The organism is Citrobacter sp. XY323 (assembly GCF_025106035.1).
GTDB classification, from domain to species: Bacteria; Pseudomonadota; Gammaproteobacteria; order Enterobacterales; family Enterobacteriaceae; genus Citrobacter; species Citrobacter braakii.
The window spans coordinates 451493-457492 of sequence record NZ_JANYUK010000002.1; the positions used below are offsets into that span (position 1 = coordinate 451493).

The 6000-nt window shown below is 50.4% G+C and carries 6 protein-coding genes and 1 pseudogene; 4 read left to right on the forward strand and 3 right to left on the reverse strand.

Annotated elements, in window-relative coordinates; all coding sequences use genetic code 11:
- Nucleotides 1-233 precede the first annotated feature (233 nt).
- A complete protein-coding gene (gene pfkB, locus N0B36_RS05770) occupies nt 234-1163 on the reverse strand; it encodes a 6-phosphofructokinase II (protein WP_016156336.1) in 930 nt (309 codons plus the stop codon).
- Nucleotides 1164-1450: 287 nt separating this feature from the next.
- Here pfkB and N0B36_RS05775 point away from each other — a divergent pair, with 287 nt between their 5' ends.
- Nucleotides 1451-2209 (forward strand): YdiY family protein, encoded by a 759-nt coding sequence (locus tag N0B36_RS05775; RefSeq protein WP_016152863.1) that lies wholly within the window; start codon nt 1451-1453, stop codon nt 2207-2209.
- A gap of 167 nt (nt 2210-2376) precedes the next feature.
- Here N0B36_RS05775 and yniD read toward each other — a convergent pair whose 3' ends face one another.
- Complete coding sequence (yniD, locus tag N0B36_RS05780) at nt 2377-2484, reverse strand: small membrane protein YniD (protein WP_003030590.1); 108 nt, start codon at nt 2482-2484, stop codon at nt 2377-2379.
- 456 nt (nt 2485-2940) lie between these two features.
- On the opposite strand from yniD, the gene N0B36_RS05785 reads away from it, so the two are divergent.
- Nucleotides 2941-4149 (forward strand): site-specific integrase, encoded by a 1209-nt coding sequence (locus N0B36_RS05785; protein WP_259686178.1) that lies wholly within the window; start codon nt 2941-2943, stop codon nt 4147-4149.
- On the opposite strand, the gene N0B36_RS05790 is transcribed toward N0B36_RS05785, so the two are convergent.
- Complete coding sequence (locus N0B36_RS05790) at nt 4107-4343, reverse strand: helix-turn-helix domain-containing protein (RefSeq protein ID WP_200009690.1); 237 nt, start codon at nt 4341-4343, stop codon at nt 4107-4109. The genes N0B36_RS05785 and N0B36_RS05790 overlap by 43 nt on opposite strands.
- Before the next feature lie 553 nt (nt 4344-4896).
- On the opposite strand from N0B36_RS05790, the pseudogene N0B36_RS05795 reads away from it, so the two are divergent.
- Both N0B36_RS05795 and N0B36_RS05800 read left to right on the forward strand, forming a co-directional pair.
- Nucleotides 4897-5730 (forward strand): annotated as a pseudogene (locus N0B36_RS05795) (major capsid protein); the annotation flags it as partial.
- A gap of 10 nt (nt 5731-5740) precedes the next feature.
- The coding region (locus N0B36_RS05800; protein WP_259686179.1) for a hypothetical protein at nt 5741-6000 on the forward strand (260 nt) is incomplete at its 3' end.

A 6000-nucleotide genomic window follows, 5' to 3' on the forward strand; every position in this document is an offset into this window, starting at 1 on the left:
TTAGCGCAAGAATGCGGTTAAAAAACACGAACTGACGCACACCACGGACGCGTCATCGCTGGAAAGGCACTTAATGTGTGTCGTTCTTCTTCACCTCGCATAGTTGTGAAGACGCCTGGTCGCACATGATTCACTGCTTTGTAATCACGTGATTTTTCATCATAGACGTATAACACCTATGCCGACAGTTTTACGGGGAAATCCCCTTGTAGCTAAACAAGGGGAAGCCGTTATTACTGAGCCAGATACGCGTATATTTTTTGCGTATCGTCTAAAGCGCACAGACGCGTACCCTGATTCAGGGTGGCGGCGCTACCTGCGGCGACACCGTAACGAACAATATCTGCAAAAGGTGCGCTCTCAGCCAGTTTAAGCGTCATGGCCCCGACCATACTGTCGCCCGCGCCTACGGTACTTTGACTCTTCACTGGTGGCGGAACCACTTGGACACAGGTTTCACGATCAACGCCCAGCGCTCCTTGTGGTCCAAGCGAGACCACTACGCGATGCGCTTTTCCGCTTTGCACGATTTCCTGCGCGGCGTTGCGCACATCATCGGGCTGCGTGAGTTCGCGATTCACCAGCGCGCTCAGTTCTTTGAGGTTGGGTTTGACCAGTTCGATATTGCCGATGGTTAATGCTGCCGCCAGCGCTTCGCCAGAACTATCGACGATACAGCGAATCCCTTGTTTTTGTGCTGTGGTAATGAGCCGGGTCAGCTTCTCAAGCTGTACGCCAGGCGGCAAACTGCCGCTAATAACCAGCAGTGCGCCAGACTCAATTTCCAGCACCTGATCCTGAAGTTGGTAAAACTCATCATCGGTGAGCGCAGCGCCTGGCATGACGAAGCGATACTGTTCGCCGCTGGACTCAACGTGGACATGGAGATTTTGTCGGGTCCAGTCTTTAGCTTCGACGGTGGACACGGGAACATTTTCGTCGGCGAGCAAAGCAACAAGATGCTCTCCGGTGGCGCCACCCGCAGGGAAGATGGCCGTAGCGGTGCCGCCAAGATGGGCAATCGCGCGAGCGACGTTGATACCGCCGCCGCCGGGTTCAAAAACCGGCGAGGTACAGCGAAGCTTACCTTCCGGGTAGATTTGCGGCGTGATTGTTGCGCTATCGAGAGAGGGCGCAAGTGTTAACGTATAGATACGTACCATCTTTACCTCCTGTTAGGCTGTCCTCAGTCTGGCACTTAACCCCCCGAAAGTGAAGTAATTAACAACATGATTTTTCATATCTTTATTTAAAATAATCGCGTTAAAGATATATAAATAAAAAAACGGTTTAGGAACGCTCTTATTCAAAAAATGAAATAAGAATTTATTGCTATGTTATTCGAGTCTTTTTATAATTTGTTACCTTTCAAGGGTCTTTTGTCATTGATCCATATGAAAGTTTCCGAGACCGTTATGGTCTCTTTTTTTGTTGTACGGACTCTTAATAAATGAAGCTTTTGAAGACAGTGCCCGCAGCGTTACTGCTGACGGGTGGCCTGCTTGCGTCAATGCAGGCTGCCGCCGATGATTCCGTTTTTACTGTCATGGATGACCCTTCCAGCGCGAAAAAACCCTTTGAGGGTAACCTGAACGCGGGATATCTCGCCCAGTCAGGCAACACAAAAAGTTCTTCTTTAACTGCAGACACCACCATGACCTGGTACGGTCAAACTACAGCGTGGTCTTTGTGGGGAAATGCCAGCAATACCTCCTCAAATGATGAGCGTTCATCGGAGAAATATGCCGTAGGTGGCCGTAGTCGTTACAACATGACCGACTATGACTATCTCTTTGGTCAGGCAAGCTGGCTGACCGACCGTTACAACGGCTATCGCGAGCGTGACGTGCTAACCGCAGGTTATGGTCGTCAGTTCCTCAACGGACCAGTGCACAGCTTCCGTTTTGAATTCGGTCCTGGTGTGCGCTATGACGAGCACACGGATGGCACCACCGAAACACAGCCGCTGGGCTATGCGTCCGGGGCCTATGCGTGGCAGATGACGGACAATACTAAGTTTACGCAAGGTGTGTCGGTATTTGGTGCTGACGATACAACGCTCAATTCTGAAACGGCCTTGAACGTTGCTATCAACGAACACTTTGGGTTAAAGGTGGCTTACAACGTTACCTGGAACTCTGAACCACCGGCAACAGCGCCGGAGCATACCGATCGTCGTACTACTGTGTCACTCGGCTATCGTATGTAATGACAAGCCGGGTCAAATAATTGGCCCGGCTTTTCTCAATTAACGTTAAATTTATTTAATATTAAATCTGTGTTTTATTTTTAATACTTATCAATAACGCGCTATTTTCAGACGAATTCGATTTAATTGATAAATACAACGGAACCGGAACTGCGTGTACCAGTATTTTAACCCCAGATCATCGCAGCCCAACGTAGCATCAGCATTGCCGCACAAATAACGAGCAGTATCACAACCATCTTCCAGTGTTTCTTCGCAAAGCGATTTGTTGGCATTGTCCTTTTCCTGCTCAGGTTAGATGACTTTATACAAGTGTAACAAAAACATCAGGGTGTCAGTGAATTGATTTACATCATAGAGTGCGCGTTGATTGTTGCTTTGATCGGCTCGTAATGCCGTGTACACCGTCAAACGGTGTTATCAAAAAGCGGGTGTAGGTCCAGTGTAGCCATTAAGGCGACCAGTGACATATTTCGCAGAGTGAAGCGGGAATCAGCCCACACCTTTTTGATGATTTTAAATATTGAATCTTTGTATGTGATCTTACGTGTAAGTACCATCCAGAATTTCTCCTCATTCCTGTCTGTTCCTACCTGTTTCACCAATTCCGCATCACACCTGACTTTATTCAATTTACCCGTTTCAATTTAGTTCATCTTGTCCGCGTTCGTGTCGTAGAATCTGTGTACCAAATCGTGTACCAATTCCGACAAAGCTGAACAGGGACAAGCATGCCTCTCAACGATACCAAGCTCAGGCGTATAGCTGGCAAGCCATATGATGGACCAGAGGAGATAGCAGATGGTGGTGGACTTTCTGCCAGGATCAGCCCAAAAGGACTTATCACCTTTCAGTATCGCTATCGATTCAACGGGAAACCGGCCAGGCTAAAACTCGGCACCTACGGCAAGATGTCGATTAAAGAAGCCCGTGACGCGATGGAGGAATGCAAGGGCTGGCTGGAAGAGGGACGCGATCCGGCAATGCAGCGGAAGAAAGTCAGGGACATAGTATCCAGCTCACCAAGCATAAGCACCCTCGTTGATGAGTGGCTTGAAACACCATCAGTGAAAGAGATGGTGAAGTACGAATACTGGAAGCGGATGCTGAAGCTTCACGTTACCGACAATTACGGCCGACTGATAGCAGATGAGATGAGCCCCGTTGAGTGGGAGCAGATATTCCTGCGTATAACGAAAGGTGGATCTCCGGTTCAGGCCGGTAACGTGCTGGTGAAGATGAAGCAGGTGATCCGCTATGCGCTGCGTCGGAAACGTATTACTTCAAATTCTCTAATGTTGCTTGAGATTAACGATATCGGTAGCCGTCCTGATGACGTGGAAAGATTCATGAATGACGAAGAGATAGGCGCGTTCTGGAATGCCATCGATAAAACCAAGATGTCATGGCAAAACAAAATGCTGATCCGCCTTGTGGCGCTTACTGGATGCCGCGGTGTTGAACTGAGGCTGGCAAGGAAGGGTGATTTTGACCTGAAGGCGAGGGAGTGGGTAATACCGAAAGAGAACTCGAAAACGCGTAAGCGCTTTGTGCGTGGGATTTCTCAGCTGGCGGCCGATTATCTGCAAAAGGTTTTTGATGTGTACCCCGATCAGTCAATCGTGTTTCCACCGGCTAAGCTGCAGGTGGACAGGCCTATGTCAGCCAGTACGTTGATTTCCATCGCGGGGCAGGTGGAAGAGGTAATGGGTGGGGAGCACTGGTCTCTGCACGATCTGCGCAGAACGTGCAAAACAAAGATGGCTGAGCTTGGTGTTGCGCCTCACGTATCAGAGAAGATACTCGGGCATAAGCTAACGGGGATGCTGGCTGTTTATGACCAGTATGATTACATCCCCGAGCAGCAGGCAGCGGCAGAATTGTGGGCTGAGAAGATTCAGTCGTGTGCAGCCAATAGTCCTTTATCTTTGCAGAACTGAATAACTTCTACATAGCGGAAGAGAGCGCCGCCTTTAGGTGGGTGGATTTCTTCCACTTCCTGCGGGAATGGTGTGCCGGATTCTTCCCACTGTTTGCGCTTACGATAAAACGTGGTTCTGGAGATACCACCAAGCATCTCCTGAACGCGCTCACGGTTAACCAGAACCGGTTGAATGCTGATTGTTGTTTGCATGCTTTTCTCCAGGCAAAAAGAAGCCCGGCGGAACCGGGCAAAAGGGATAACGTGGCAGTGCTTTCGCACCCAATAGCCAGCTCATAACTGGCTATCAGTTGCGTTAAACAAAGCATTGACCGCTGTCGCAGAATTGAATCAGGTCCATCTGAGTATTCTTCCCTCCACTAGGTTTAAGCGGTGCCTCAGCTAACGGTACGCCGTACTTAGTCAGCCACAGGTGCGGCCACAGTTTCTGAATCTCTTTCTCATGAGCACATGCTTTTGCGAAGTCTTCAGGAACGTGGTTCTTCATGAATAGCCATAGGTCGTCATCTCGGTTTGGGCACATCCAGCAGAGAGAGGCTGGAGGAGTAGGCAGTCCATAATCCTCGACACACTGGATAGCCATCTGCTTTGTCATCATCATCTCGATCAGCGGATACCGGCGCTGCCATTTTCCTGGAGGGAACTTTGCTCGCCTATGAGCCTCTTCGATACTGATTCCAAGCCACGTGTCAACTCCTCGCTCCGTGAGATACTTCTCTCCATATCTCTCATTGAGATACCGATGGACGACCTGATGCCGCTGTCTCGTTCGGTGCGCATCAACCAGACCGTGTATGAATACGCTAAATCTGGCGGCCGTATGTGGGCTCACACCTCCATGTCAGGCCAGATCGGCGCGGCGCTGGATGCAGTGCAGTACCAGTACGACGGTACTATGGTTCCTGTGCACGATACCGGCTTCAAGTTCCACTGGCGTGAGCCTCGCCTGAACAACCCGGATGCGTTCGACATCATCTCTGATGCTCAGTTCGAGTCCACCAACGAAGTCCGTCGCCAGTATGTGGATTACATCTACAACGGCTATCGTGACGCAGAAGGCAACTACATCAAGTTTGATGATAAGACCTGGAAAGGCCTGAAGAACGACGAGCGTGTGGCTCTGGTTGATCTGGGTGCATCTGGTCTGAATATCGACTTTACCAGCGCATCCGCCACGGCAGAGCAGATCCGTAATGCGGGGATTAAGCTGCGCGACACTCTCAAGCTGACCAACAATCAGTACGCAGAGCAGACCTGGTATGTGTCGAGCGCCATCATCTCCAACCTGGAGCGCTACTTCAGCGACAACTACCAGTCTGACACCATTCTGCAGGAGCTTCTGAAACTGTCCGGCATTTCCGCGATTAAAGAAGATGCTCAGCTGACCGGCAACCAGATCCTGATTGTTCCGCTGACTGCTGGCGTGATTGCTCCGATTGTAGGCCAGGCGTTCGGTACCGTTGCCGATCCGCGTCCGTACTACAACAGCGATTACATCTGGCGCACCTGGGGTGCCGCTGGCCTGATGGTTAAGACCGACATCAACAGCAAGAAGTCCGTCATCTACGCGCACAGCTAAGGGGTAAGACATGGCACTGGTAAAAGTGATTAGCGATAACCTTTTCTCCGGTGCCAATCTTCAGAAGCTGGAGGTTGGCGCAAAGGTGGAAGTAAGCGAAGAAACTGCGAATAAGTGGAAAGCCGCTGGCCTAGTGGAAATCGTGTCAGGTGGTGATCGCAAGCTTGAAGTTGCCACGCCGGGTGATAATCCTGCAGAGCAGGCAGAGCAGGCAGAGCAGGCAGAGCAGGCAGAGCAGGCAGAGCAGGCAGAGCAGGCAGAGCAGGCAGA

What these genes read in the sequence shown, in the direction of transcription:
- pfkB (WP_016156336.1), bottom strand. Translation starts at nt 1,163, where the DNA reads ATGGTACGTATCTATACGTTAACACTTGCGCCCTCTCTCGATAGCGCA.
- N0B36_RS05775 (WP_016152863.1), top strand. Translation starts at nt 1,451, where the DNA reads ATGAAGCTTTTGAAGACAGTGCCCGCAGCGTTACTGCTGACGGGTGGC.
- yniD (WP_003030590.1), bottom strand. Translation starts at nt 2,484, where the DNA reads ATGCCAACAAATCGCTTTGCGAAGAAACACTGGAAGATGGTTGTGATA.
- N0B36_RS05785 (WP_259686178.1), top strand. Translation starts at nt 2,941, where the DNA reads ATGCCTCTCAACGATACCAAGCTCAGGCGTATAGCTGGCAAGCCATAT.
- N0B36_RS05790 (WP_200009690.1), bottom strand. Translation starts at nt 4,343, where the DNA reads ATGCAAACAACAATCAGCATTCAACCGGTTCTGGTTAACCGTGAGCGC.